The organism is Natrialbaceae archaeon AArc-T1-2, assembly GCF_030273315.1.
Taxonomy (GTDB): Archaea; Halobacteriota; Halobacteria; order Halobacteriales; family Natrialbaceae; genus Tc-Br11-E2g1.
The window spans coordinates 1,734,025-1,759,602 of record NZ_CP127174.1 but is presented as its reverse complement, the minus strand read 5'-3'; the positions used below and the strand labels follow the sequence as shown (position 1 = coordinate 1,759,602).

General features: G+C 66.0%; 29 protein-coding genes. 6 read left to right on the top strand and 23 right to left on the bottom strand.

Annotated features, from left to right (window positions below; translation table 11 throughout):
• Positions 1–31: 31 nt before the first annotated feature.
• Positions 32–442 (bottom strand): SHOCT domain-containing protein, encoded by a 411-nt coding sequence (locus tag QQ977_RS09105; RefSeq protein ID WP_285925396.1) that lies wholly within the window; start codon positions 440–442, stop codon positions 32–34.
• Between the two features lie 146 nt (positions 443–588).
• Between QQ977_RS09105 and QQ977_RS09100 the strand changes: the two genes are divergently transcribed.
• A complete protein-coding gene (locus tag QQ977_RS09100; protein ID WP_285925395.1) occupies positions 589–1,449 on the top strand; it encodes an alpha/beta fold hydrolase in 861 nt (286 codons plus the stop codon).
• A 172-nt stretch (positions 1,450–1,621) separates the two neighbouring features.
• Here QQ977_RS09100 and QQ977_RS09095 read toward each other — a convergent pair whose 3' ends face one another.
• The 4 genes from QQ977_RS09095 to QQ977_RS09080 form a co-directional block, all read right to left on the bottom strand.
• Positions 1,622–2,365: a DNA polymerase sliding clamp gene (locus QQ977_RS09095; RefSeq protein WP_285925393.1), complete on the bottom strand. Its 744-nt coding sequence runs from the start codon at positions 2,363–2,365 to the stop codon at positions 1,622–1,624.
• A 124-nt stretch (positions 2,366–2,489) separates the two neighbouring features.
• Entirely contained in the window at positions 2,490–3,077 is a 588-nt protein-coding gene (locus QQ977_RS09090; protein ID WP_285925391.1) for a hypothetical protein, read from the bottom strand.
• Positions 3,078–3,468: 391 nt separating this feature from the next.
• The gene (locus tag QQ977_RS09085; protein ID WP_285925390.1) at positions 3,469–3,957 is read right to left on the bottom strand and encodes a hypothetical protein; all 489 of its coding nucleotides are present in this window, start codon (positions 3,955–3,957) and stop codon (positions 3,469–3,471) included.
• Positions 3,957–4,250 carry a UPF0175 family protein gene (locus QQ977_RS09080; protein ID WP_285925389.1) on the bottom strand — a complete coding sequence of 98 codons (294 nt, stop codon included), beginning with the start codon at positions 4,248–4,250 and terminating at the stop codon, positions 3,957–3,959. Before QQ977_RS09080 ends, QQ977_RS09085 begins: the two co-directional genes overlap by 1 nt.
• 304 nt (positions 4,251–4,554) lie before the next feature.
• Here QQ977_RS09080 and QQ977_RS09075 point away from each other — a divergent pair, with 304 nt between their 5' ends.
• Entirely contained in the window at positions 4,555–5,328 is a 774-nt protein-coding gene (locus QQ977_RS09075; RefSeq protein WP_285925387.1) for a 23S rRNA (uridine(2552)-2'-O)-methyltransferase, read from the top strand.
• On the opposite strand, the gene QQ977_RS09070 is transcribed toward QQ977_RS09075, so the two are convergent.
• Together QQ977_RS09070 and QQ977_RS09065 are read right to left on the bottom strand one after the other, a co-directional pair.
• Complete coding sequence (locus QQ977_RS09070; protein ID WP_285925386.1) at positions 5,325–5,501, bottom strand: ribbon-helix-helix domain-containing protein; 177 nt, start codon at positions 5,499–5,501, stop codon at positions 5,325–5,327. The two genes, QQ977_RS09075 and QQ977_RS09070, sit on opposite strands and share 4 nt — an antisense overlap.
• A gap of 41 nt (positions 5,502–5,542) precedes the next feature.
• Entirely contained in the window at positions 5,543–7,888 is a 2,346-nt protein-coding gene (locus QQ977_RS09065) for a twin-arginine translocase subunit TatC (protein ID WP_285925385.1), read from the bottom strand.
• A 149-nt stretch (positions 7,889–8,037) separates the two neighbouring features.
• On the opposite strand from QQ977_RS09065, the gene QQ977_RS09060 reads away from it, so the two are divergent.
• A complete protein-coding gene (locus tag QQ977_RS09060; RefSeq protein ID WP_285925384.1) occupies positions 8,038–9,009 on the top strand; it encodes a twin-arginine translocase subunit TatC in 972 nt (323 codons plus the stop codon).
• 9 nt (positions 9,010–9,018) lie between these two features.
• Here the strand turns inward: QQ977_RS09060 and QQ977_RS09055 are convergent, their stop codons facing one another.
• Together QQ977_RS09055 and larE are read right to left on the bottom strand one after the other, a co-directional pair.
• Positions 9,019–9,402, bottom strand: coding sequence for a hypothetical protein (locus QQ977_RS09055; protein WP_285925383.1), 384 nt, complete (start codon positions 9,400–9,402; stop codon positions 9,019–9,021).
• Between the two features lie 156 nt (positions 9,403–9,558).
• The gene (larE, locus tag QQ977_RS09050) at positions 9,559–10,404 is read right to left on the bottom strand and encodes an ATP-dependent sacrificial sulfur transferase LarE (protein ID WP_285925382.1); all 846 of its coding nucleotides are present in this window, start codon (positions 10,402–10,404) and stop codon (positions 9,559–9,561) included.
• Positions 10,405–10,527: 123 nt separating this feature from the next.
• Between larE and QQ977_RS09045 the strand changes: the two genes are divergently transcribed.
• Positions 10,528–11,076: a DUF6789 family protein gene (locus tag QQ977_RS09045; RefSeq protein ID WP_285925381.1), complete on the top strand. Its 549-nt coding sequence runs from the start codon at positions 10,528–10,530 to the stop codon at positions 11,074–11,076.
• 1 nt (position 11,077) lies between these two features.
• Here the strand turns inward: QQ977_RS09045 and QQ977_RS09040 are convergent, their stop codons facing one another.
• On the bottom strand, positions 11,078–13,063 hold the full coding sequence (locus QQ977_RS09040) for a primary-amine oxidase (RefSeq protein WP_285925380.1): 1,986 nt from the start codon (positions 13,061–13,063) through the stop codon (positions 11,078–11,080).
• Positions 13,064–13,295: 232 nt separating this feature from the next.
• Here QQ977_RS09040 and QQ977_RS09035 point away from each other — a divergent pair, with 232 nt between their 5' ends.
• Positions 13,296–14,111 carry an ABC transporter permease gene (locus QQ977_RS09035; RefSeq protein WP_285925379.1) on the top strand — a complete coding sequence of 272 codons (816 nt, stop codon included), beginning with the start codon at positions 13,296–13,298 and terminating at the stop codon, positions 14,109–14,111.
• A gap of 93 nt (positions 14,112–14,204) precedes the next feature.
• Here QQ977_RS09035 and QQ977_RS09030 read toward each other — a convergent pair whose 3' ends face one another.
• Together QQ977_RS09030 and QQ977_RS09025 are read right to left on the bottom strand one after the other, a co-directional pair.
• The gene (locus QQ977_RS09030) at positions 14,205–15,491 is read right to left on the bottom strand and encodes an LVIVD repeat-containing protein (RefSeq protein WP_285925378.1); all 1,287 of its coding nucleotides are present in this window, start codon (positions 15,489–15,491) and stop codon (positions 14,205–14,207) included.
• Between the two features lie 50 nt (positions 15,492–15,541).
• Complete coding sequence (locus QQ977_RS09025) at positions 15,542–16,519, bottom strand: ROK family protein (protein WP_285925377.1); 978 nt, start codon at positions 16,517–16,519, stop codon at positions 15,542–15,544.
• A 146-nt stretch (positions 16,520–16,665) separates the two neighbouring features.
• Between QQ977_RS09025 and QQ977_RS09020 the strand changes: the two genes are divergently transcribed.
• Positions 16,666–17,079 (top strand): hypothetical protein, encoded by a 414-nt coding sequence (locus tag QQ977_RS09020; RefSeq protein ID WP_285925375.1) that lies wholly within the window; start codon positions 16,666–16,668, stop codon positions 17,077–17,079.
• A gap of 3 nt (positions 17,080–17,082) precedes the next feature.
• On the opposite strand, the gene QQ977_RS09015 is transcribed toward QQ977_RS09020, so the two are convergent.
• From QQ977_RS09015 to QQ977_RS08965, 11 genes are all read right to left on the bottom strand, one after another.
• Positions 17,083–17,547: a universal stress protein gene (locus QQ977_RS09015; protein WP_285925374.1), complete on the bottom strand. Its 465-nt coding sequence runs from the start codon at positions 17,545–17,547 to the stop codon at positions 17,083–17,085.
• Between the two features lie 80 nt (positions 17,548–17,627).
• Complete coding sequence (locus tag QQ977_RS09010) at positions 17,628–18,077, bottom strand: acyl-CoA thioesterase (protein ID WP_285925373.1); 450 nt, start codon at positions 18,075–18,077, stop codon at positions 17,628–17,630.
• Between the two features lie 88 nt (positions 18,078–18,165).
• The gene (locus tag QQ977_RS09005; protein ID WP_285925372.1) at positions 18,166–18,939 is read right to left on the bottom strand and encodes an adenosylcobinamide amidohydrolase; all 774 of its coding nucleotides are present in this window, start codon (positions 18,937–18,939) and stop codon (positions 18,166–18,168) included.
• On the bottom strand, positions 18,926–19,942 hold the full coding sequence (gene cobD / locus QQ977_RS09000; protein ID WP_285928691.1) for a threonine-phosphate decarboxylase CobD: 1,017 nt from the start codon (positions 19,940–19,942) through the stop codon (positions 18,926–18,928). Before cobD ends, QQ977_RS09005 begins: the two co-directional genes overlap by 14 nt.
• Complete coding sequence (gene cobT / locus QQ977_RS08995; RefSeq protein ID WP_285925371.1) at positions 19,932–20,954, bottom strand: nicotinate mononucleotide-dependent phosphoribosyltransferase CobT; 1,023 nt, start codon at positions 20,952–20,954, stop codon at positions 19,932–19,934. The genes cobD and cobT overlap by 11 nt, the downstream gene beginning before the upstream one ends.
• Complete coding sequence (locus QQ977_RS08990; protein WP_285928690.1) at positions 20,945–21,526, bottom strand: NTP transferase domain-containing protein; 582 nt, start codon at positions 21,524–21,526, stop codon at positions 20,945–20,947. The genes cobT and QQ977_RS08990 overlap by 10 nt, the downstream gene beginning before the upstream one ends.
• Positions 21,526–22,281 carry an adenosylcobinamide-GDP ribazoletransferase gene (gene cobS, locus QQ977_RS08985; RefSeq protein WP_285925369.1) on the bottom strand — a complete coding sequence of 252 codons (756 nt, stop codon included), beginning with the start codon at positions 22,279–22,281 and terminating at the stop codon, positions 21,526–21,528. Before cobS ends, QQ977_RS08990 begins: the two co-directional genes overlap by 1 nt.
• Entirely contained in the window at positions 22,278–23,252 is a 975-nt protein-coding gene (cbiB, locus tag QQ977_RS08980) for an adenosylcobinamide-phosphate synthase CbiB (RefSeq protein ID WP_285925368.1), read from the bottom strand. The genes cobS and cbiB overlap by 4 nt, the downstream gene beginning before the upstream one ends.
• 52 nt (positions 23,253–23,304) lie before the next feature.
• Positions 23,305–23,931, bottom strand: coding sequence for an HAD family hydrolase (locus tag QQ977_RS08975; protein ID WP_285925367.1), 627 nt, complete (start codon positions 23,929–23,931; stop codon positions 23,305–23,307).
• Between the two features lie 467 nt (positions 23,932–24,398).
• A complete protein-coding gene (locus QQ977_RS08970) occupies positions 24,399–25,013 on the bottom strand; it encodes a translation initiation factor IF-2 subunit beta (protein ID WP_285925366.1) in 615 nt (204 codons plus the stop codon).
• Positions 25,014–25,087: 74 nt separating this feature from the next.
• Complete coding sequence (locus QQ977_RS08965; RefSeq protein WP_285925365.1) at positions 25,088–25,456, bottom strand: DUF5789 family protein; 369 nt, start codon at positions 25,454–25,456, stop codon at positions 25,088–25,090.
• Positions 25,457–25,578 lie beyond the last annotated feature (122 nt).

Sequence of the window (25,578 nt, the reverse complement as noted above, 5' to 3'; positions counted from 1 at the left end):
GGTCGCCGACGATCGTTCCCGGTTGTGCGAGTCAGTTCCGGCTCGAGAACGAGTCCTCGAGGTCGCGATCGCGATCCAGGTCCAGTCTGTCCCGGCCGGCCGGGTCGTTCTCCATGAGGCGCTCGAGTTCGCGTTCGTACTCCGCTTCGGAGAGCCCACCCTCGACGTACCGGTCCTGCAGTTGTTCAAGCGAGTCACCATCCGTCCCGACGTCGTCCCGACTCGAGTCGCGTTCTCGTCCGGTCGACGATCCGTCCAGCGACCAGCTGACGATGCGGTAGAGACCGACGGCGGCGAGTACGAGGACGGCGAGCGCAACGACGGTCACGACGAGCGTGGTGAGCAAGCCGACGACGATCGAGACGAGCGTCAACACGACACTCAAGACGACGAACAGACCGATCGCCGCCAGCGTCGCGAGTGCGATCGTTCGCAGGGTCATATCCAGACGTGGGATCGGTGCGCGCAAATACCTTACTCGTATGACCATTTTGGACTGTTCGTCGGTCGCGACAGTCCGGACAAGCGTCGGGTCCGAACGTCGGCGCGACGCTCGATTTCAAGGGACTGCAGCGTGTCACTCGGCGTATGCCACGGGCGAACAGCGACGGCGTGTCGATCTACTACGAACACGACGAGGGCGACGGCGATCCGGTCGCGTTCGTCCAGGGGCTGGGTTATGGCCGCTGGATGTGGCGATGGCAACGCGAGGCGGTTCGGGGCGCGTACGAGGTCGTCGCCCCGGACAACCGGGGAACCGGGCGGTCGGCGGACGGCCTCTCGGCGGTCGTCAAAACGCTTCCCGGACGGATTCGAACGCCTCTCCTCTTCAAACTCGCCGGCTACTCGATGTCGGGGCTAGCCGCCGACCTCGAGGCCGTCCTCGAGGACGCCGGCGTCTCCGAGGCCCACCTCGTGGGTGCGAGCATGGGCGGGATGATCGCCCAGCAGTACGCTCTCGAGTACGACCGTGTGAAGACCCTCTCGCTTCTGTCGACGAGTGCAGGCGGTCCCGACGTCGCTTCCGTGCCCGAGGAGACGCGAGCACAGTTCACTGACGTACCGGCGGATGCGTCCGAACGCGAACGGCTCCGTCACCGGATACGACCCGCGTTCACCGAGCGGTTCACCAGCCGGAACCCCCACCTGATGGATCGGATCGTCGAGTGGCGACTGGAGCAGGACGCATCCGATCCCGCCCGCACGGCCCAGGCGGCCGCCGTGGCGAGTTTCGACGCGACCGATCACCTCCATCGAATCCGCGTCCCGACGCTCGTGGTTCACGGGACCGACGATCGCGTGCTTCCGTTCGAGAACGCGACGCTGCTCGCGGACACACTGTCGAACGCCCGCCTCGAGCGCGTCGAGGGAGGATCACACTTCTGTTTCCTCGAGGACGCGTCGCAGGTCAACGAGGCGATCCGAACGTTCCTCGCGGAACAGACGTGAGCCGGGCCGCGTTTCGTACGACCGGACGACGGTCAGCGACCAGCTGACGGTGTCTCGAGCGCGATCGGTGTGTGAACGGTGCCCTCCTGCAGCATCACTCGGTCGGAAGTCGTTACCGGCGCAACCGCGACCGTTCTGCGGTTGCACCGGGACATCGGTACAGCAATCCGTATCAGTCGCTCTGGATACGCGGTGCCAGCATGTACGTGACCTGACCGTGTCCCTCGGCGAATCCGAAGTGTGTCTTGATCGGGAACTCCTCGCCGAGTTCGAGCGTCACCTCGGTGTCACCTGGAATTGCCTTGTTCATGTCCTTGAGATACTCGAGTGAAAACAGCGAGTGTGCCGGCCCGAGCTGGATGTCGATCAGGTCCTCGGCGGTGAGCTCTAAGTGGACGTCGTCGGTATCACCCTCCGCGTCGACGTAGAAGTATCCCTCGCCCTCGTCGACGCCCAACGCGATGTGATCGGAGACCATGTCCGCCGCCGTCACCGACCGGTTGACGTCTTTCCCCTCGAGGACGACCTCCGCAGGGAGGTCGAGGTCGGGGATGTCCGGCTCCTGTCGGATCGAGTCCGGGTCGATGAGCGCGAGGGTGTACTCCAGGCCGTCGATCTGGATGTGGAGTTTCCGGGTCTCCTCGTCGAGTTCGAGCTGGACGAGCTGGCCGGATTCGGCCATGCCCGCGATGTCCTCGAGTCGCGAGAGGTCGACGCCGATGAGCCCGCCGTCGGCCTCGTACGATTCGAACGCGGCCGCATCGAGCGAGAGGTCGACCATCCCGACGTTTGCGGGGTCGACGGCACGAATCTCGAGGCCCTCTTCCTCGAGGTGGATCTTGCACTCGTCGACCAGCACGCTGACCGAATCGAGCGCGCTGGAGAGCGTGTCCGCGCTCACGATGGCCTTGAACATATGGGTCGGGGTACGGACGGTCGGCATAAAAAGCCACCCTTTGTGCGCGACCGCGTACGATGCAGCCGAGGCGAGGTCTATCTGATTCAGCGAGAGAACCCCACCGTCCATGGCGCGAAGGATGTCACACTCTGTCGTTGAGGGTTACTGCGACTTGATAATACGAGTACGTGACAGCGAGCACTATCAGTGTCAGTATGAGATACGTGAGAATACAAAATGCTATCAACAGATCCGACGCGAGCTCGGTAGCTGCGATGAACAATGCGACTCCGATCGAAGCAAGGTATCCGACAATGAAAAAGCCGTAAACAGCGAACTTTGGTATCTCATTCCAATTAACTGAATCGTTCGCTGGTACATCTCGGTCAGTATCTTCCCAGATACCACCGTACTTACTCTCCCATGAGAATTTGTCTTCGGTGATCGAATCCTCGATATCTCTGGCGTGTTTCGCTAAATACATCATAACTATTCCAGAATGGATGCTAGCTGCATACACATATCCAATAAGGAACGGGATTGTGAGCAGTAATAAATGAGTGTCCGTACTGAGTGCGTAGCCAATAATCGCTCCGACAACACCAACCCCTGCGAGCGCTCGTTGTCGAAGCCGTCCTAAAATCTCTCTTAATTCTGATCGGACCTCTCGATACTGCGTTAATAGAGCGGTCCGAGCTGGCTCTCCAGTGGAGTCATTCTTCGATTCCATCTTGAATACTGACGCATTTCGAGTAGAGAAATATAGGCTCTACTGAATTAACAGTATAACAAGTCACCCTCGAAAATACGTAAGCAATGGCCGAACGAGGCGAAGTCGTGTGGGGTCCCGACCTGTTCATACGATCGGACGAGTTTGCAGATCGCACCACGGCCGCTCTCCGCTCGTACCTCGAGCCGGCCGGTTTCACATCCGACGGGCCTTTCCGAGTCGACCGCGTCAGACCGTGTATGAACGCGAATTCGTCCGCGACTCGCGGCCGATACGTATCACGGAACTCGGTGAGGTGCCCCTGACACGACGGGATCACTACTACAACTACTCTTCTCGGTCTGTTGTACCTACTAACTGAACACGTCTCGATACGACCGCGTACTCTGGTTCAATTCCCCAGTTCTCGGAGCTTCTTTTGCACCTGTGTGTAGACTTTCGGATGCAGGTTCATTCCCTCGTCCACGAGGTCGTAGAGGATATCGGTTACCTCCTCCGCCGTCAAGTCACCCTCTTTCGCACATCTGAGCAACAACGTCGTCACCCACCAGCACTCGACGCCGTGGCTCTGAGCAACCTCGATCAGTCCATTGTCGTTAGCGAGAAGAATCTCCTCGTCAGTCTCTGCCAGCAGGATCACCGACGCGTCGGCCACCGCAATCCCCTCCATCGACGCTACCTCGTCGGCTGCGTCCGGCATCCCACGAACAGCTACGTCCGCCAGAAACTCGTCGAGCGTCGCGGTACCACGCTTTCCTTCGGTGAGGACTTCCTCCCGAACTTCTTCTGTCGTCCGAATATCGTCAAAGGAAGTCGAGACGAGGTCGAGTCGACCGACCCATGCGAGCGGGATCAGCGCGGAGGAATCGACGACAACCATTAGACGCGATCGAGATCGCGTTCGAGGTCGTCCGTCGTGTACCCGATGTCGATCCCCTCTTCGGCGGCGAGGGACAACATCTCGACGTACGGGACGTCCGCCAGCTCCGCCGCCTTCCGCAGCGTAATGCGGTGGTCACGGAGCTGGTCGAGTGCCTGCTCCTTGCGCCAGTCGGAGAGACCCTGTCGGATCAGGCGGCGAAGCACCTCCGACCGATCGGCGCTCAACTCCGTCTCGAGTTCGGCGAGAGCTTCCTCGTCATCCTCCGGGATGCGTGTGGTGACTGTTTTCATCGTTACGATCTACTACGTTACGATACGCAATAGATGTAACGGGCCCCGTCCAGCACTTCGAATAGCGAATCGCCTCGAGGTAAAGTGGTTCGAAAACTGTCGATTTCGTGATTCGGCGAGAGTCCCGCTCTCGCTGAGTTCGCGGGGTCTGCGTTTCCCTTAGTGACGGGAGACTTCGTAGAGCCCGACGGCTGCCGATACTATCCGATGTGCCTTTCCGAGCTGGGGGCGTCTCATTCCGTATGAACACAAATCGGCCGACCGTTTTCACACGGAACGGTTCACGGAGTTCGGTGAGGTACCTATGACACGACGAGACCACTACTACAACAAGGCCAAACAGGAGGGGTATCGCTCCCGAGCGGCCTACAAGCTCAAACAGCTCGACGACCTCGAGAACGTCCTCTCCCGCGGCGACACCGTCGTCGACCTCGGGGCCGCACCGGGGGGCTGGCTCGAGGTCGCCGCCGAGGAAGTCGGGCCCGACGGTACGGTGATCGGGGTCGACCTCCAGCGAATCGACGACTTCGAAGAGTACGACAACGTCGAGACGGTCCGCGGTGACATGACCGAAGAGCGAACCCGCGACCGCATCAGCGACGCCGCCGACGGGGAGGTCGACGTCGTCCTCTCCGATATGGCCCCGAACATGTCCGGCGAGTACTCGCTCGATCAGGCCCGATCCCTGCACCTGGCCCGCCAGGCGTTCGAGACAGCCTTGGAACTACTCGAGTCCGGCGGCGACTTCGTCGTGAAGGTGTTCCAGGGTCCAGACGTCGAAGCGTTTCGCGAGGACGTCGGCGAGGAGTTCCAGTACGTTCGTGCCACGAGTCCCGACGCCTCGCGGGACGAATCCTCCGAGATCTACTTCGTCGGGAAGGGACGACTCACCGCACCGGTCCGGCCCGGCGACGAACTCGAGGTCGCGATCGAAGACGTCGGCAGCGAGGGCGACGGGATCGCAAGCGTCGAGGGCTACCGGCTGTTCGTTTCCGGAACCGAGCCCGGCGACGAGGTGTGCGTTCGCGTCGAAGACGTCAAACCGAACTTCGGGTTCGCCGAGCGGATCGACGGTTAAGCTTCGTCCTCGAGGCGGCCGTGTCGTTCGTCGATCTCGTCTAAGATATCGAGATTCTTCCGTATCGATGCGCGAATAGCGTCGCTGCGGTTGACGTACTTGCCGTCGTCGCCGACGTGTTCGTCGAGGTCATCGAGCAGTTCCTGTGGGATTTCGACGCTGATCTTCGGCATACCGGTGCGTTCGGATGGGGGGTCCTTAAGCCGTCGGACGATCAGTCCGTCGCGGCGGTCCCGTCCGGATCGACCTCGGCCTCGCTCCCGCCACCGCCGCCGAACAGCCGTCCGCCGCCGGTGAGTACGTAGAGGACGGCCAGTCCGAGCAGGTACGTGAGCGCGACCGGCGTCGCGAGTGCGATCATCGTCAGGATGCCCTTCGGACTGGCGAAGGCGGCGACCGTGAAGATGGCGACGACGATCGGCCGCCAGCCTCGCAGCATCGTCCGGTAGGAGACGATGTTGCCGGCGTGAAACAGCGCCATCGTGACGATCATGTTAAAGAGGAAGCCGATGCCGACAGTGGTGAATATCACGAGCCAGAAGAAACTCCGGATCCGGAAGGAGACGACCATCCCGTTAGAGATCGCATCGGAGACGAGATAGGAGATGACGGCGGGAGCGACCCAGAAGAACCCGAGGTACGTTCCCACGGCGAAGCCGGCGAGCAAGGTGCCGCCCCAGACGACGAACACGCGTCGATCGCCACGAACCAGCCCGCGTTCTTTGGCTGCGGGCCAGCCGTAGTAGAGCACCATCGGCAGAATCGAGACGATCGCGGCGATCGTACTCACCTTCACCATGAAGATCAACACCTCGACTGGGTGAAGCGCGATGACGATGTCCATCTGCTGGATGAGGTTCTGGAGGTCCATCCCAGCCGGGTCGACCTCGTTGCGGACCGCCACCTGGTAGAGGACGTCGTCGGGCACGCGATCGAGGAACAACTCGAGGACGTCGCCGAGTCCACCCTGGTAGAGCCAGAAAAAGGATCCCCCGAGGACGATCATGAACACCGCGACGATGCGGAACATCTTCGAGGTGAGGCTGTTGAGGATAAACGCGAGATCGTAGGCGTAGCCGCCGATGTCGTCTTCGGTCGTCTCCTCCTCGGTGAACGGATCGACCATCCCGGCGGCGGTGCTCGAGAGGAAACTGCCCTCTTCTTCCTCGCCGGCCCCGGCACTGTCCGCTGTGGCCGCCGACGCGGAGCCGGCGGTCGAAGGCGAACCGTCTCCGCCGTCGCCTCCGCCCGCCTCGGCGTGCAGCGAGTCGTAGCGATCGAGAATCGCCTGGGCTTTCTCGCGATCCTCGGCGTGCATCGCTTCGCGGGCGTGTTCCATGGCCGTCTCCTCTTCCATCTCGAGGAAGACCTGCGCCGAGACTTTCTCGACGTCCGCCGCGTCGAGGACGTCGAAGTCGATCTCGTCGGGATCGCCGGCGCGAAGCACCTCCTCGCGCGGGTAGACCGGACTTCGGAGGACGGCGATGGTGTACGCGAGCAAGACGACGAATCCGATGCCGATGGCGACCAACAGTCCGCCAGCGAGCTCACCTAGCAGGCCGTGTTCGACGGCGAGGACCTCGAGCGTCGTCGGGCCGCCGGGCTGGAGGTACTCGGGCAAAAGCGGATAGGCGTCATCCTCAAGCAGGTCGAGCCCGCCCTGGTTGATGAACGCCGAGGCGACGGCGAAGACGATGCCGACCGCACCGCCGAACTGGAGAACGCGTTTTTTCAGGAGTCCGGTGCCTTTCCCGGGACCTTCGGCCGCTCCGCGACGGCGGATGTTGGTGACGAGCTTTGCGAGTCCGAGGCTGAACACGTAGAGGGCGACAAGCGGCATCGCCCACATGAGTAGCGTAAACGGATCCGGCGGCGAAAAGAGCGCACCGAAGACGGTGATCCCGACGATCGCATGACGCCACTTGTCACGGAACGTCTCGTAGGGGACGATCTCGGTGTAGGAGAGCACGCCCATGAGCAAGGGAAGCTGGGCGGCCAGCCCGAACGACAGCGTCAGCAACGCGATGAACTCGGTGAACTCCGTGATCCCGAAACTCGGTTTGACGCCAGCGGCCACGGCGTTCGACGCGAGGAAGTCGAAGGCGTACGGAAAGAAGATGCTGTAGGCGTAGACGATGCCGCCCCAGAAGAGGACGAGCGAGGTCGCGACGAAGCCAGCCACGTACCGTCGCGAGATCGGGATCGCAGACTGGAACCCGCGACGACGGAGCGCGTCCCGCGAGAAATAAAGCAAGGCAGGGATGGCGACGACGAGCCCGACGAGCATTCCGATCTTCGCCTGCAGGAGGATCACCTCGAACGGCGTCCGGGTGATGAGGTCGGTCGAGGCGGCCACTTCGGGGCCCATCTCGGCTTTCGCCGTCTCCTCGAGGAAGTCCCAGATCCAGATTCGAAGCGCGTAGAACGAGCCGATGAAGCCGATCACGAAGACGATAAAGACCTTCTGGAGGTGCGTCTGGGCACTCGAGAAGATGGCCCCGAGCGTCTCCCGACCGGAGTTGATAGCTCGGGCCGTGTCCTCGTCGACGGCAGAACTCATTGAGTGTACGAGGGTAACTTACAGCCAGTTATCAACCTTTCGAGGGCGCATTCGCTCGAGGCGACGGCCGTCCGCTCGTCGCTTCTCACTGTCGGCGGGTGAACGTAAGAAAAAGGCCTATAACCGGCGGCCTATCTATCTCTCGATAGATGGCGGACGAGCCGGACGAGGGTGTCGACGTCGGCGAGGCCGAAAAGCGACGCGAATCGGCTTCCGACGAAACGGCTCCGGGAAGTGAGAGTGCCGACTCTACATCCAACGCCAGCGACGGGTCAGAGCCGCCACGAGAGGCGAAAACCGACGGCGAAGGCGGCGTCGTCGACGACCTGCCCGAACACGAACGCGAGGAGCCGTCGTATCCCGACCCCGACGACGACGTCGGCGGAATCGAGGCGCCGCCGGACGACCAGGAGATGCCGCTTGCGGATCACATCGAGGAGATGATCATGCGCCTCGCCCGGGTGTTCCTCGTCGGCGCCGCCGCGACCGCGATCGGGCTCCTTGGGGCGTCGCCGGCGATCGAATACATCTGGCTGAACATCTTCCCCGGTCCGACGGGAGAGGTCCCGCCGCCGCACGTCTATCACCCGCTCGAGCTGTGGCTGACCAGGATCAAAGTCGCCGGTCTGCTCGGGATCATGGCCGCCCTGCCGATGTTCGTCTACGAGTGTTACCTGTTCATGCGGCCGGGGCTGTATCCCAACGAACGAAAGTACTACCTCGCAGCCGTCCCGACGAGCGTCGTCCTCGCGGGGATGGGAATGCTCTTTTCGTTTTTCCTCGTCCTGCCCGTGTTGTTCCGGTATTTCACGTTCTACGCGGAGGGCAGCGCCGATATCGCCTACGCACTCGGCGAGACGTTCAACCTGATCATCACGCTGACTGGCTTTCTCGCGATCGTCTTCCAGATTCCGCTCTTTATCATGCTCGCGATCATGATGGGCGTGACGACCAGACGCTGGCTCGCCCAGAAACGACTGTACTTCTGGGCGGCCTTCTTCGGCCTCTCGTTCATGTTCACCGTCGACCCGACGATGATGGCACCCGTCATCGTCGCGATCGTCATGATTCTCCTGTTCGAGGGGACGCTCCTCCTGCTTAAGTGGACCGGGCGGGAGTAACGCGTCCGACTACTCGTCGACGACGATCGCGTCGTTGGCCGCCGACGGCTGGACGTGTTCGGTCGCGTACGCGACGGCCGTCTCGAGGTCGCCCGGTCCGTCGTAGACCCCCTCGAAAAGCGACATAAACTCTCGAGCGAGCCGGTCACAGCTCGTAGCGGTCGTGACCGTCCTGACGACGTCTCGTCGCTCTAGCTCGAGGCCGGGATAGCTCGTAACGACGAGTTCGTACCCCGGTCGCTCGGTCACCTCGAGAGTCGTCGGGGCGATTCGAAGCGAGACGTCGCCGGAGTCGTGGACGTACGTGAAAAATCGTCGCGTCGTGGCGTCGGGCGTCGGCTTGTAGACGTCGGTTCGGTCGTGGCTCCACGCACCTGGAAGGTCTCCCGTCATCGACAGTTAGTATCGGCCGTACGTATAGTAGCACCCACAATAGTACAATATTCTCCACAAGTAATGGTTATTGTATGAGGTATGTAATTATTTCACGCACTGTATAGTACATTCAGTCACCATCCAGGTAGCACCGGTCGTGAAACTGACCGACCGTCAATCCTCGAGCGTTCCGTCGGCAATCTCCGCCGGGTCCTCGCCCGGGCTGACGCTGCCGGTCCGGTAGCCGTGTAAATCGAGCGTGACGTGTTCGAATCCGAGCCGGGACAGCTCCTCGCGAACGGGTTCGGCGAACTCGAGGGTCAGGGCGCGCTCGAGTTCCTCGGGGGCGACCTCGATGCGGGCGAGGCCGTCGTGGTCGCGGACGCGGAACTGGTCGAACCCCCACTGCCGGAGCACGGCCTCGGCGCGTTCGACGCGGGTGAGCCGATCGTCGGTCACCTCGAGGCCGGTGGGAATACGCGAAGAGAGACAGGCCATCGACGGCTTCTCGGCGACCGACAGGTCGTAGCGGTCGGCAATCTCGCGAACCTCGGCTTTGGTGATCCCGTGGGCCAGAAGCGGCGAGTGGACGTCCAGTTCGTCGACGGCCCGCAGTCCGGGCCGGTGGCCCGCGCCGGGGTCGTCGGCGTTCGTCCCGTCACAGACCGTCTCGATCCCGAGCTCGCGGGCGGTCTCGAGCATCTCGCCGAGTCGCATCGTTCGGCAGTGATAGCAGCGCTCGTCGTCGTTTTCGACGAATGCGTCGCTTTCTAGCTCCGAGAAGGAGACGACCTCGTGGCGGATGCCGATCTCCTCGGCGACGCGTCTCGCGTCCTCGAGTTCGGCCGCCGGCAGCGTCTCACTCCGTGCGGTACAGGCGACGGCGTCGGCCCCGAGTGCGTCGTCCGCGATCGCGGCGACGACGCTCGAGTCGACGCCGCCGGAGAAGGCGACGAGGACCCCGTCGCGGCTCGCGAGGTCCTCGCGGGCGGCCTCGAGTTTTGCCTCGACCGAGGTCATAGGTCGGCGTTCGAGGCCGACGGGCAAAAGGACGTTGTCGTTCCGATCGAGGTCGACGAACTGTCGAGAAACCGGCACTGTCCGGCACGGCGTTTACGTCGCCGGCACCCGTCGACAACGGCAATGCTGGGTCGACTTCGAGGGCAATCGACTGGGTCGGGTACCGGTCCCGAAGGGCGGTCCCGACTTACCCACGTCGTCGCCGCGAGTGTTCGCGGTCTCCAGGCGGGGCTGGTAGCGACGCTCATCATGACCGCGTTTCGGCTCCCGATCATGCGCTCGCTGCCGCCGTCGGCGAACTTCTGGGCCAGATACGTACGCGGCGGCGATCCCGACGACTACCCGATCGCGGGGCTCGTCTTGCACCTGCTGTATGGGACGAGCGCAGGTGCGGTCTTCGGCGGCCTGTTCGCCCTGCTCGAGGCCGAACGTTCGATCGAGGCCGAACAGCGCGGGATCATCTGGGGGGCGGTCTACGGCATGGGGCTGTCGGCGTTTGGCTCCCAGTTCATGCTCTCTGAACTGCTCGACGTTCGTCTCGAAGCGGACGAACTCGCGCTGTTTCACGCCGCCCACCTCGTCTACGGGCTCTCGCTCGGAGCCTGGGTCGGCTCGCGAACGGAGGGCGTCGAGGATCCCGAAGAAGAGTACGAGTACGAGGGCGGGAACTGACTCAGTCGTCGTCGGCACTCGCCTCGTCCATCTCGCACGCGGACGGCTCCGGCGGCACGTCGATCGCGGGGTTCTCGTCGAAAAAGCCCTCCGGCTCGAGTTCGAAGTGGGCGATCTCGACGGGCAACACCGGCCAGTCCTCGGGTCGGGTGCGGTGGTTCACGCCGAGGGTGTACCACACCACGAGGTCCTCCTCGACGATGTCCCGATCCGCCGCGGTCCACTCCCGGAGGCCGTGTGGGTGGTCGTTCTGGTTCGGGTACTCGCCGTCGGCGTACAGCTCGTCCTCGTCGTAGGGCGTGACCCAGAAGCCGTTCTCGAGGAATCCCGCCCGTCGCTGGCTGGGCGCGCCCGGCTGCATCGGCGACTCGACGTTCGTTCCCGGGTGAAGCGTGTAGGCCGTCGGATAGCCGTAGGCGTTCGTCTCGTTCGGGTTGGCGATCTTCCAGTAGCGCGCCCGGAGCGGGTCGATGTCCTGGCGGGCCTCCTGTTCGGTCTCGAGTAGCGTCTCCTTGGCGTACCAGCCCTGGCCGCCCGGGTTCTCGGAGTTCTCGTGGTTCCAGGCGACCTCGTCGACGGGCTGGTTGTGGACCTCGTAGGCGCAGTTGTCCCCACCGTCGACCTCGAAGTCGAGCCGGAAGTTGAACTGGTGCTGGTGGATCGACGCCTTTACCTGGGGGGAAACGACTTCGTAGAAGCCGCCGGTGTCCTCCGCCGTCGTTCCCTGGGGGACGACGCCGTTGGAGTCGATACCGGTGAGTCGCACTTCGGCCTCGATACGTCCGTCCTGGTAGAAGTACCAGTAGAAGGCGTAATCGTAGTTGTAGACGGTGGCGATCTGGGAGACGACGAGCCGACGGCGACGACGAACTTCGGTCTGGTCGTCCTTGCGCCACTCGGTGTGTTTCCACATGAGGCCGTCGTCCTCCTCGTGCATGCAGATCGCGTTGGGCACGTGAAGGACGTCGCCGTCGCGGTCGTTCGTGACCGCGTCGAAGTAGTGCATCACGCCGAGACAGTCACAGCCCTCGGTCAGTGAGTTCACCATCCGGCCGACGTTGAACTCGCTGATGTCGAAGGCGTTCTTCCAGTTGTGGTTGGGGTCGACGTCGCCGTAGGGAACGGCCATCGCCGAGACGGACGCCCGGTGGAGCACCTTCCGGCTGTCGCCGTCGTCGTCGTAGCGAACGTCGTGGAAGACGAGTCCCTCCCGATCGGTCCAGCCGACGCGGAATTTCCAGCCCTGCCACTCGACTTCCCGGCCGTCGACCTCCCAGCTCACCCCGTCGGGCTGGACGACGTCGAGGTGTTCGCGATCGGTCCGGGTGTCGATCTGGTGTGGCTTGTAGTTCGCGTCCTCGGGCGGCAGGGGGCTGTCCTCGTCGACGACGCCGTTGTCGACGACCTCGAGGACCTCCATCTCGTCTAAGTCGACGAACGCGTGGACGCCCTCGATCGGCCGGGCGTAGGCGTTGTCGTCCTCGCTCGTTGCGACCCAGGACAGCCCTCGGGCGAGGCGACGATCCTCGAGTCCGTCCGGAACGAACTCGCTGCTGTTGATCGGCCACGGATCGACGATCACCAGATCGACGTTCTCGACGCCGCGTTTTCGGGCAGCCTCGCGGAACTCCTCGCTCTCTTTGACCGCCTGCTCGGCGTCGAGGACGTCCTGGCCGATGATGTGCGGTTGCGCGCCGGGAACGTGCTCCCAGGAGGAGACCTCCTTCTCGGAGAGCGAGACGATCGCCTCGTAGGTCTCCCGATCGTCCAGATCACGGAGGACGGCGAACACCTCCCGGTCGATCGGGTCGCCGTCGTCCCACTCGGCGAGGTCGTCTTTCGACGGCTCGACCGGCTGATAGCTGTAACAGCCGACCTCTCCCTCGAGTCTCCCCGACTCCTCGAGAATCGTCGTCGTCGCTTCGATCTCCTGTTCGGTCAGCGGATCGAGTGGATGATCTACCGCTGGAGCTTCCACTTGTGCCATATGACACCAAATAACACTTCGGGCAGGCTATTAAAGGTATTTAAATTGATATAAAGAGGACCGTCGTCCGTTGGAAACAGTCTTCGTCTACTGAGCGTACGGAACGGTGGCACTATCGGTGCCGTTTCTGAGAGGACGTCCACACCCAATTTGACGGATTTGGTATGCGTATTACGGATCGCCGGGTTCGTTCATAACAACCGGTAAACCGTCGCGTCCATCACTGTCTCTCATGGAACCGGGGCTCGTCGCCGGCGTCGTCCTGATCGGAATCGTCCACGGCGTCTTGCCGGATCACGGCTGGCCGATCGCGGCGACGTACGCCCTCAATCGCTCGAGTCGGTGGTTCTACGGGACGGTCGCGGCGCTGGTTCTCGGGATCGGTCACCTGATCAGCAGCGTCGCCCTCGTGTTCGCGTACGTCTGGTTCAGCCGATTCGCCGCGTTCGCGGAGGGGCCGTGGCTCCAGTACGTCGCTGGGACTCTCCTGATTCTGCTCGGGATTCACGAGTACCGCCACGGCGGACACGGGCACCTGCACGACCACGACGACGGGCACGATCACGGTGATCGCAACGACCACGGCGACGGTCACGACCACCACGACCACGGCGACCACAGCCACGAGCATCACGACCACAGCCACCATCACGGCGACCCCGAACGGGCCGACGGCGGGACAGACACCGAGGTCGGCCGCCTCGAACGACTCCGGTCGCATCTCCCCGGCGGCGGACACGCACACCTCGAGGAGGAACACGCCGAGCGGGGACTCGTCGCCCTCGGGACGACGGCCCTGTTGCTCGGCTTCGCCCACGAGGAGCCGATCCAGATCCTGGCGATCTGTGTCGGGACGGCGTACTGTCTCGAGTTGATGCTGCTCTACTCGCTCGCGGTGATCGGCGCGATCCTCGCGCCGACGCTGCTTCTGATCGCCGGCTACGAGCGCCACCGCGAGACGGTCGAACGGTACACGCCCTATCTCCCGACGGTCACGGCCGTCGTCCTCGTCGGCATGGGACTGGCGTTCGTTACGGGTCTCCTGTGACGTCGCCCGTCGTCCCGGCCTCGCGATCTTCGCTCTCCAGGTGGCGGATGGGGGTGTCGCGCCGTAAAGAAACCGTATTACCAACCACTGTTATCAATCAACAAGCGACGGCGGATCGGCCTGTTCGCCCTCCCGGATCGGGAACGTATACAGCGCTCCCTCTGTCGAGGCGTTCGGGATCATCGGCGTACTCGAGGCGACGAAGACGTCCTCGTCGAGGACGCGAGCGGTCCAAAAGCCCGCCTCGTCGGGGTCTCGCCACCACGCGAGTTCGACGGGATCGGCGGGGTCGGTCACGTCGTGAATCTTGACGCCGCCCTGGTACCACGACGAGTAGAGCCGCCCTTCGCGGAGTTCGAAGTTGTGCGCCGTCGTCCACGTCCCCCCGTGGTACGTCGCGTCGTCCGCCGGCGGAGCCTCGATCGCCGCCCGGAGCGAGGGTGCCGTGAGATCGCTCGCGTCGTAGAGGTCGATCCCGCCAGGGCCGTCGGGGTCGTCGGAGCCCCTCTCCCAGCTCTCGCGACCGACTGCGAGCAGTTCACCCCGATCGTCGAGTGCCGAGTAGTGATCGTTGCCCGGCAGTCCGAAGTAGGCGTCGTCGACCGCCCCGCCGACGAGGTCGCGCTGGTCTTCGATCTCGACGTCCGGGTCGACGACGCCGCCGAGGTGTCGGGGATCGGCGGGATCGCTCACGTCGAGCAGGTGGGTGCCGGCGTTCCAGTACGCGAGGACGGCGACGTCGTCGTGGACGGTGACGTCGTGGAGGTACTGGAGTCGCCACTCGACGTCCTCCCAGGCGGGCTCGCGCTCGAGGATCGACCAGCGGGCGAGTTCCTCCGGCTCGTCGTCGGCCACGTCGAAGACGACGAGCGGATTGCCCTCAGCACCGTTGCGGACGAGATAGAGGGTGTCACCGTCGAGAAAGCAGTTGTGGATGTGATAGCCGGTCTCGTAGGGCTCGCTCGCGGGGACGGGGTTGGCGGGATCGCTCACGTCGTAGCAGACGAAGCCGTGGAACGCCTCGTCGTCGCCGGGGTTCGCCGGGCCGGGGACGACCAGCCGGTCGTCGGAAACCTTGACGTCTAAGATTTCGGTGAGCGACCGGCCGTCGACCTCGAGGTCCCGGCGCTCGGCGAGAACCGTCGGGTCGGTGGGATCGCTCGCGTCGACCGTCGCAAAGCCGTCGGTCGCGGCGAGGTAGACGATCTCGTTGTCGTCACCGACGACGGCTTCGGCTGCACCCTCGACCGGGACTCGCCCCAGCGGCTCGTAGGGTTCGTCGCTGCCCTCTGGTTCGAGCGCCGACGGCGTGAGACAGCCGCCAAGCGACAGCGCGAGGCCGGCGCCGGTCCCGAGCCGGAGAAACGCCCGTCGGTGCATGCCGCGTCCTTCGTGACGACGGCAGTAAAACACCCGGCTGGGCGGTCGGGTCATGGACCCAGCAGTTTCCTGTCGCCGGTCCCCTCGGTCAGCGCGCTCGCGAGCGCGCCCTCGACGACGACGTCGTCGCCCAGGTCGGTCACCGAGATCGCGGGAACGTTCGTCATCACCATCTCGTCGAGACGGTCGCGGATGGGATCGACGACGAGTTCCTCGTTGTTCAACGCGACCGCGCCGCCGAAGGAGATCGAAAGCGGCGCGAACGCGTGGACGACGTTCGTCACGCCGATGGCGTTCCAGTGAGCCAGCTGGTCGATCGTGTAATCGGCGAGTTCGTCCTCGCCGGCGAGCTCGAAGACGTCTTTCGCCGTGAGGCCGGGGTCTTCGAGCGGCAACGACGTCGAGATCGTGGGATCGTCCTCGGCGAGCAGGCGGGCGTAGTCGGGGATGTTCGAGCCCGCACAGTAAGCCTCCCAGTGGCCGTCGCGGCCACAGCCACAGGTCATCCGTCCCCGCGGGTCGACGACGTAGTGGCCGACCTCGCCGGCGTTGCCGTCCCAGCCGCCGAGGACGGTGCCGTCACAGCAGACGCCCGCGCCGATCCCCGAGGAGATGGTGACGTACACCATATCGTCGGGGTTACGATCGGCGTGAAATCGTTCGCCGATGACGCCGGCGTTGGTGTCGTTGTGCAGGTACACCTCCTCGCCGCCGACGAGTTTCTCGATCGGTCCCGTCAGCGGGATCCGGTCGATCGTATCCGGGAGGTTCGCGGGATCGATCACCGCACCCTCCGCGAGGTCGAACGGGCCGATCGAACCGACGCCGACGGCCCGTATCTGGTCCGGGTCGATCCCCCCGTCGACACACGCCTCACGCAGCGTCTCGAGGACGCCTTCGGTCACGTCGATCCCCGTCGGCCCGCGCGGCGTGGCGTTGTCGCTCCAGCCGATCGTCGTCCCGTCGGGATCGGCGACGACGGCTCGGACGTTCGTCGCACCGAGGTCGACGCCCGCGTAGTAGCGCATCCGCCCGCACTGACGGCTCGAGCACACTTAACTGCACACATCCTTACTCGAGGACGAGTATCAGATTCGAATCCGGATGGCGGCGACAGGGTCGGATAACGAATACCGTCGACAGTCGTATGTCACTTTGTCACATATACACGGACATGGCTACCGACGACTCCACTGCCGATCCGGGCGAACAGCTCACGGAGGCGGAACTCGAGGCGCTTCACGAGGTCGAGCTCGGCCTCGAGTGGCTCCAGCGCGCACAGGGCAGCCTGATCGAGTTCCACCACGCGACGGGCCACGGGATGGATCACCTCTACTGTGCCGAGTCGTTGTTGCGCGAGGGCGGTCACGACGAACTCGCGAACGCGATTCGAGACGAACTCTTACCACACGGGGTCGTCGACGGCGATCGGTGGTCGTACGACGTCCTCGAGGACTTCCAGGGGACGTTGCTCGCCGAAGCCGTGTCTCTCGAGCGTCGGGTTCGTCGAGAGCTCGCCGACGGACGGCGACACGTCGCCGAACGGCGACAGGAACGGGCGTGGAAAGACCAGTCGAATCGACCCTGATCGCTACTCGAGGACGTCGGTGTCGCGGGCGTAAGTGACCGGACACGGCGCAGACTCCATGACCTCCTGGGAGGTCGAGCCGAAGACGGCCTTGCCCGCAGCCGTCCGACGTCGTCCGCCGACCACGATCCGGTCCGCGTCGACGTCGGTCGCGACCTCGACGACGCCCGTGCCGTGATCGCCGCGGACGCCGCAGATCTCGTAGTCGACGTCTGCCTCCTCGAGGCGGTCGACGAGGTCGGGGATCGGCGCGCGCTCGGCGGCGACCGCATCGGGGTCGACGTCCTCGACGCGCTCGTCGAACCCGAGGGCCTCCCGGAACTCCTCGTACTCGTCGTCGGTAAAGGCGTGAGCGAGCACGACCGTCGCCTCGAGCGGCTCCGCGACCTCGAGGACGGTCTCGGCGAGCGCGTCTGCACGGACGGTGTCCATCGGTCCGACGGCGACGGCGATAGTATCGATTGCCATACGCGGGGTAGTGCCCGCCAGGCGGTTAATAATTCCCGTCTCGCGACGGAACGCTGCTGGAGGAGGCTCACAGCCCGAGGTCACCGCTCGGCGTTCGCATCGAGTCGGCGGGCACGTTCACGCAGTTCCCGCCCCTCGTCGGTCTCGACGTCGAGGTCGGGGACAGGAATTGGCGAGCCGTCCTCGTCGACGGCGACGAAGGTAAACGAGGAGGCGGTCGTCTCCTCGCGCTCGCCGCTACGGGGGTTCTCGCGCCAGGCCCGCAAGGCGACGTCGACGCTTTTCCGGCCGGCGTCGTAGACGTAGGACTCGACCAGCGCCGTCTCGCCGATCGGGATCGGCCGCTTGAAATCGAGCTGGTTGACCCGGGCGGTGACGCAGGTCTCGCCCGCGAATCGCATCGCCGACATCGCCGCGACCTCGTCGAGCCACTTCATGAGATTGCCGCCGTGGAGCGTCTCGAGGTTGTTCGCGTGGTTCGGCTGGACGCGAAAGCGGTTCTGGATGTGGGTCTCGAGAACAGTAGGCATCGATTCACACGTGGCTCGCGACGTCATTAAGTTCCGTGACGGTCGGTTGCCATCGGTCGTAGAAACAGTCACCAGGTTTCGAACGTGATTATCGGCCATTTCCCTCGAGCCGGGGGCGGAACACCTCGGCCCGCACGTCGGTCGAGACGCCGTACTCGGCGTCGGAAACGGTGTCGGGCATCGTCGCCGATCCGTCGTACCGCGAGGCGACCGCGGCCTGTAACGCCTCTCGCACGCAGGCCCGCGTCGCCGCCCCGACGGGCGTGGCGCTGCCGGAGAAGGATGCGGCCGGCCCCGTCGGATCGTGACCGACGACGATCGCGTCCGTCGTCGTTCCCGGGAAGCCGGTCGTGGCGAACAGCGTCGTCGCCTTCGCCTCCGCGGCGACGGCGACCAGGTTCGCGAGCGCGCCGGCCTCGAGCGCCCGTGTCGTCCCGACGAGCAGGTTCACGGTGCCGACGGGCGCTGTCCCGTGGTCGTCGGCCTCGTCGCCGTCCCCACCCTCGAGCCCGCCCCCTGGCAACGTCCCGCCTGCCGGCTCCATCGGGAGCCCGGCCGGGTTCGAGACGCCGGCGGTCGCGTAGACCGTGACGGGCCCACAGCGGGCCCCGCGGGCGTGCTCGAGGTCGACGCCGGTCAACAGGGCCGGCCCGTCGCCCTCGAAGCCGGCCCGCTCGAGGCGTTCGGGGACGTACGCCGCGATGTCGACGCGGTCCCACCCCTCCGGGACGGAGACGTTGTAGACACAGTCACTCTCCTGCCGGCCGCCGTTCCAGCCCGTCGAGAGCCACTCCGTCCCCGGCCGGCGAACCCGGAGGACGCCGTCGGTACGGGTCGCCGCGTACGCGTCAGGGCCGGCCATCGCACAGCACCTCGAGCAGTCGGTCGTTCGCCGCGCGGTCGTTCACGGCGACGCGGACGTGGGCGTCGAGTCCGCGGAACGTCCGGGCGTCCCGCAACGCGATTCCCTGCTCGCGGGCGTCGGCGAGCAAGGCGTCGACGTCGCCGTCGACGGCACACAGCAGGTAGGGGGCGTCCGACGGATGGACGTCGAAACCGGCCGCCTCGAGCGCATCGCGCATCCGTTTGCGCTCCCGGGCGACGCGCTTGCGCGTCTCGTAAACGAACCCGTCCTGGCGCAGACAGTGGGCGCCGACCCGTGCGGCCGGCGTCCCGAGGTTCCAGGCCGGCCGGGACACGGCGAGGTCGTCGCGGCGGTCGCCGGTCGCGACGGCGAAGCCGGCCCGGAGCCCGGGCAGCCCGAACAGCTTCGTCAGCGAGCGAGCGACGACGACGCCCTCCCGGCCCGCCATCGAGGCGTGGTCGGTGAAGCCGAGAAACGCCTCGTCGACCAAAAGCGTCGTCCCCGCCTCGAGACAGCGATCGGCGAACGCCGCGAGCCGACCCGGGTCGGCCGCCTCGCCCGTCGGGTTGTTCGGCGTACAGACGATCGCCACGGCGTAGGGCGCGGGATCGGCGTCGAGGAGGTCGTCGTGGCGGACGAACCGCGGGCTGGCCCCCTGCAGGCGAACCTCGCGGGCGTACTCGCCGAAACTGGGGTAGGGGACCAGAACGTCGTCGCCGGGTTCGAGGATCGTCTCGAGCGCGAGCCGGATCGCGGCGAGGCCGCCGGGGGTGGGGATCACCGCCTCGGGCTCACAGCCGACGTAGTCGGCGGCGGCCCGGCGGTAGTCGGGGTAGTCGTCGTCGGGATAGCGCCGGGACGCCTCGAGTGCGTCCGCGTAGACCGCGTCGACACCCGCCGGCACGCGCGGGTTGATGTTGGCACTGAAATCCAGCACCGACGGGTCGGTCTCCCCGCCGTGGGGCACGCGCTCGGCCGACCGGATCGCGTCAGGCTCCATCGTCGGGGCCGCCCGCGAGCCCGTCGTCGGCGTCGATCCCCAGCCGGTCACAGACTGCCTCGAGGCGGTCCCGGACCGCGGCCAGTTCGCCGTCGGAGGCGAGCGAGAGCGCCCCACCCATCGCGACGCCCTCTTTCGCCTCGCCGGCACAGTAGCGCTCCATCGCGACGTGGTCTGCCCCGTCGAAGCCGGGATCGGTCGCGACGAGGTCGAGGTCGAGTCGCTCCGCGGCGGTCTCGAGGTCCGCGCCCGGATCGTCGGCGACGAACGAGGTCGTCGCCAGCTCGAGGGAGGCGGAGACGTCGGCGTGACGAAGCAGCGCCGCGACGGCCACGAGCTGGGTGCCGCCGCCGAGTCGAACCGACGTCCCGGTCTCGAGCGCGCCGGCGGCGACGCCCGCGACGGCCGCCTGGACCGGGTCGCCGACCGCCCGGATCGCCGCCAGTGGCTCGCCGGCACAGTCGCCGGGCGCGAGGTCGCTGGCCGCGAGCGCCTCGTCGACGACGGCGCGTTTCTGCTCGAGGGGGTTCGCCGGGAGCGAGGAGGAGACGCCGAACGGCTCCCCGAGGGCGGTGAACGCGCCGAGTGCGGTGGTCGTACCGCCGGGGATCGTCTCGCCGATCAGGACCTCCTCGTCGGGGAGGCTCGCGCCGAAGTCGTGGGCGCGATCGAAGATCGCCCCGGCGTCGGGGACGGCCTCGGCCTCGCGGACGTCGCTGCCCGGCTCCGCGCCGAGGTCGACCGTCGGCGCGGCCGTCGGCTCGGCCAGCCCGGCGTCTAGCACCGTCCACTCGAAGTCGACCACCTCCCGCACCGCGCGGGTGATCGCCGCGGGCGTCGGACAGCCCGTCGGACTCACCGGCGTGACCGGCGCGGCGGTGGGCTCGCCGTAGGCGACGATCTCGGCGTCGGCCGAGGGCGTGTGTGCCATCAGCTCGGGGGCGGCCCCGGCCGCGGAGATGCCGTCGATCAGTGCCGTCTCGGTCGTGCCGGCAGCGAGGATTACGCGCATTCGTCTCCCTCCTGTCGCGTCAGGTGTCTCTCTGCAACCCGTGTGTCTTCGATCCTGTTCACGTTGATCGCCAGTCTCGAGTCGTAGCTCACGTGTGTCATATCTTGCGTGTTCGGTGCACCGACGACGTTGACGCCGGTCGGTGCGAGGTGGGGCGAGAGGGTCGTGTCGACGCTCACCCCGAGGCGTCGTTTCAGCGCGACCGGGACACAGACCGTCGTCGATCCCGTCTCGTGACGGGCGAGGAGCCGGTCGACGGCCGCGGATGCGAGCAGCGGGAGGTCGGCCGCGACGGTGAGGACGGGGGGCTCGAGGGCGTCGGACTCGAGGGCCGCGGTCAGGTCCGCGACGTAGCCCTCGCCGGGCGTCTCGAGGATCGAGGCCGACCCGTCGACCTCGCGCTCGAGGTGGGCTCGGGTCGCGGGCGCGTGCGGGGAGACCGCCGCGTAGATCCGCTCGATCCGGCTGCCCTCGAGGGCGGCGAGCACTCGCTCGACCATCGGCGTCCCGCAGATTGGATGGAGGGGTTTCTCGCGGTCGCTCTCGAGGCGGGTTCCCAGTCCGCCACACATCAGGAGAGCGTCCACGCGATCACCCCCGCGTGTGCGCCGACGAGTCGGCCGAGTTCGTTCGCTGCGCCGAAGACGTCGCCGGTGACGCCGCCGAGTCGCCGTCGCGCCCACAGCCACGGAATCGCCGCGCCGCCGAGCGCGCCGGCGAGAGCGACGGCCCCGACGGGCGACGGCCAGGTGAGTGCGGCCGCCGGGACGGCGACCGCGGCAGCCGGGACGAACGCGACGGGACCGACAGCACCGGTAACGCTCGAGCCCATCCCCTCGTAGCCCGCGCTCGCGAGACAGGCCATCGCGGCCATGCCGACTTTCGCGCCGACTTCCGCGGCGACGGCGACGCCGACGGCGACGGCGATTGGCAGGCCGGCCAGTCCGAGCCCCGCCAGCGCCACGCCCGCGACCGTCGCCGTCACCGCGAGCAGGGCCCCGACGCCGGTCGTCGTGTCCTTCAGGACCTCGCGTCGCCGGTCGGCGTCGCCGTGGACGACGACGGCGTCGCCGACGTCCGCGACCCCGTCGAGGTGGTGGATCCCGGTGACGAGATACACCGCGAGCAGGTATCCGAGCGCGACCGTCGGGGCCGGTACCGATCCTGCCGCGAGCAGCGGGACCGCTGCGAGCGCGCCGACGACGTAGCCGACGACCGGAAACGCCGCCGGCGTCGTCCGGAACGCCGCCCAATCGCCCTCGCGACTCCCGGCCGGCAGCCGCGTGAGGAACGCGAGTGCGCCCCGGAGCGCGGCGAGGCGGCTCACGGGCTCACCCCCGCGGTCGCGAGAACGACGGCGCTCTCGGCGGCGACGACCGTCGCCACGCCGACTGCGAGCGCACCGCACAGACCGACCGCGAGCCCGCCGGCCACCCCGACGAGCCGGACCGCACGCTGGCCGTCCGCGAGCGTCGGCAACTCGCCGTCTTCGTTCAGGACGTACGCGCCCGGCTTCTCGAGTCGAACCTCGAGCGCGACCGAAAGCGTCGCCATCGGCCAGCCGCTGTTGGGCGAATCGGGGACGCGGGCGTCCCGCCGGGCCCGCACGAGCGAGCGCGGATCGGTGGCCGCGAGCGCGACGGCAACGGCGGCGACGCGGGCCGGCAGCCACATCACCAGGTCGTCGAGCCGGGCGCTCGCGGTCCCGACCGGTTTCGAGGGGTAGCCAAGCATCGAATCGAGCGTGTTGACGGCCTTGACCCACGCTGCGGCGGCCGCAGCCGCCGGCAGCGAGACCGGCGCGAGGATCGCGAACGCCAGAAGCGGCGCGACCAGCCCGTCGGCCAGGTTCTCGCCCGCGCTCTCGACGGCGGCGCTGCGAAGCTGGGCCGGCGAGAGCTCGCTCGCGTCGCGTCCAACGAGCCCGCGGATCCGTTCTCGAGCCGTCTCGAGGTCGGCCTCGCTCTCCTCGATCACCGTCCGGGCGAGCTCGAGCAACATCCGTAAACTCGTCGTCGCGTAGAGGACAAGCGTTGCCACGAGCACACCCGCGATCGAGTGGACAGTGCCAGCGGCGACGACGACAACCCCTGCGATCGTCGCGGCGAGTACCGGCGCGAGGACGGCGATCGCGACGCCGGCGAGTCGCTGGCCACGCTCACCGTCGACCCACTCGCGATCGATCGTCCCGACGAGTCGGCCGAACCAGGCGACGGGATGGACCGCGGTTGGCGGTTCGCCAACTGCGAGATCGAGCACGAACGCGAACGCGACGATCGCGAGTATCGTCACTGACACCGCGACACCTCCATCAGTACCCGTCGACGCCGCGTCCGAGCCTGGGCCGTCGTCATCCGTCGATCGCCTCCAGTTCGACTGGGACGGACGCGAGCGTGACGTCCTCGAGCGAGACGTACGTCCCACCGAGGGCCTCGACACCGCCGTCGGCGCGGGGGTCGTCACCCACGTGAACGAGATCTCGGGACTCGACGCCGAGTCTCGCCGCCGTCGTCTCGAAGATCTCCGGTGCGGGCTTTCGCCAGCCGCAGTCGACGCTCGTTACGACCGCGTCGAAGGCCCCGGAATCGAGCCGCGAGCGCTCGAGCGTCCGCTCGACGAGGCCGGGGACGCTACAGTTCGAACAGATCGCGACGGGGCCGCACTCGCTGGCGGCCGCGACCGCCTCGCACGCGCCGGGCCGGGTCGTGACCGCACGGTCGAACGCCGCTTGCACCGCCTGTCGGACCGTCGTCGGGTCGGCCTCGACGCCGCGGCTCTCGAGGGCTGCCACGACGTGGTCGGGCAACGGGAGTTCGCGTCCCGCGGCGACCTCGAGGTGTGGTCTCGCGTAGGCGTCGTCCCAGTCGTCGGGAACCGAGACGTCACGCGCTAGAAGCTCGGCAGCGACGGCGCTGGCCGGATCGGCCGACCGATCTGCGCTCACGAGCGTTCCGAAGAGGTCGAACGATACTCCCACGTTCGTGGGACTAGCACAAACTGACTTTACACTGCCGAAATCCCGAACCGACCGCGAACGCGTGAGACTCCCTCGGATACTTTCGAGTGCAACGTCACGGATATCCCGACCCGGCCCGTCGAACGAACGTGACCGTCCCAGATCCATCGTCGCGACCCAAGACGACGTTGTTCTGTCAGTCCTGCGAGCACGAGAGCCCACCCGACGGCGACTGGCTCGTTCGCCGCCGCGTCGACGGTCGACACTACCGCTGTCCCGACTGTGGTCACACGATCACGGTCCGGCGTTCGTACGACGAGCGCCCAGCGCCGTTTCGATCGACGAAACGGCTCGCTGGCGTCCTTCTCGGGTGCTGGCTCCGCGGCTGGTCTTACGGCTATCGTCGGTGGACGCCGATCGATAGCTGAGCGGCCGATTTTCGACGGAGAAACGGCGATCCGAACGCGACGACGCAACGACGACTGCGATCAGTCGAGTCGGGCGAACGCGAGATTGCCGGAGATGTTCTCGATGTAGATCTCGACGACGTCACCCTCGTCGGCACCGGGGACGAAGATCGTGTACTCGCCTTTCTCGGCGACGCCGTCGCCCTTCCGGCCCGTACCGGTGATCTCGACCGTGTAGGTCTTGCCCTCCTCGACCGCCTCGCGTTGCTGTTGTTGTTGCTGGCTGCCGGAGCTGCCTTTCGTCACCGGCCGGAACGCCCCACAGGCGTCACAGCGCAACATCGGCGTCCGGTCCTCGCGGACGAGGCGGGTATCGGGCAGACCACACTCCGAACAGCGGACGTACTCCTCGAGGTAGGCGTCGACGGCGGCGTCGAAGTCCTGGCCGGAGAACGAGCCGTTGTACCTGGCTCGGCCGCCGTCGAGTTTGCCGCTCGTCCCCAGCTCGCGCTGGACGAACCGGTGGAGGTGTTCGGGCTCTCGCGAGAGGACGTCGGCGATCTCACCGAGGTTGGTAAATCGGGTGAATGCACCGTCTTTCTGTGCCTGGGCGTCCGGAATCGAGAGTCGTTCTTCGTCGCCACCGATATCCGGAACGCTCTCCATCGCACGGTCGAGACTAGACTCGTAATCCATACACGAAACCAGGTCCCCGCAACGTAAATCGGTTCTGCTATCGTCTGTCGGGTCAGAAGACCGCTTAGCGCGTGTCACGGACGATCGCCGGACGGTTCGTCCCCCTCGTCGAGCGACTCGAGGTCCCGCTCCGGGTTCGCTTCGTTTCGGTCACCCGCGTTGCCCGTTATCTCGCCGTAGACCGCCTCGCGGACCTCTTCCGGGGACTCGAACTTCTCGTCTACGAGGCGATCGAAAACGCTGCCCAGCGACTCCGTCTCGTTCGGCATGTCGATCGGCGTCGTCGCGTACTCCGAGGCGAGCTCTTCGCTTCTGACGGGATACTCGATTTCGCCGAGGTGGCGTTCGACGTCCTCGAGGATCGACTCGGTCGTCTCGGCTCGGTTCGACGCGCGCGTTTCGGCGTGGTCTTGCGCGCGGTCGCGGTTCGGTTCGCGATCCATACCGGCGTTACCGGAACCGTCGGCAAAAGCGACCGGCCGGCAAACGCGCCCCTGGCCGTCGGCAGCGCTCGCTGGTGACCCACATCTATAACTCGGTTCGGCCGATGGCTGTGGGTGGGAGA